Origin of the sequence: Colwellia marinimaniae, from assembly GCF_002207865.1 — a bacterium.
GTDB classification, from domain to species: Bacteria; Pseudomonadota; Gammaproteobacteria; order Enterobacterales; family Alteromonadaceae; genus Colwellia; species Colwellia marinimaniae.
Genome location: NZ_BDQM01000167.1, coordinates 1 through 340, shown reverse-complemented (window position 1 = coordinate 340; position 340 = coordinate 1). Strand labels below are relative to the sequence as shown.

Annotated in this window: 1 protein-coding gene; it reads right to left on the bottom strand. The window is 60.9% G+C overall.

What is annotated here, in order from left to right:
* Window positions 1–98 precede the first annotated feature (98 nt).
* The coding region (locus tag MTCD1_RS23515; protein WP_200818641.1) for a hypothetical protein at window positions 99–340 on the bottom strand (242 nt) is incomplete at its 5' end.

Below are 340 nucleotides of genomic sequence, written 5' to 3'. Positions count from 1 at the left end.
GGCCAGGCCATCTTGCAAGTCTTCCAGGCTCACACCGAGTTCGCTGGCCAGGGCGGGCAGGCGCTCACGCAGGTCGGGGGAGTGAATAGTGCGATGTTTCATGGTCGGTCATCCTTTGGCACGGAAACAGGAGCAGGGGCGGTCACGGTCGGGTTCAGGCGCACCTGTTGCAGGCTGATGCCCATCAACAGCCAGAACAGCGCGATCAATACAAAGGTGAAGCTGAAGTAGTGGTCGAAAATCCCGGTCAGCAGAGCCGCCAGTACACCGCATACGCAGCCCAGCCACAGTGCGTTGTCGGCGGTGACTTTGCGCACCGAGCCCACGAGACAGGCAGAAA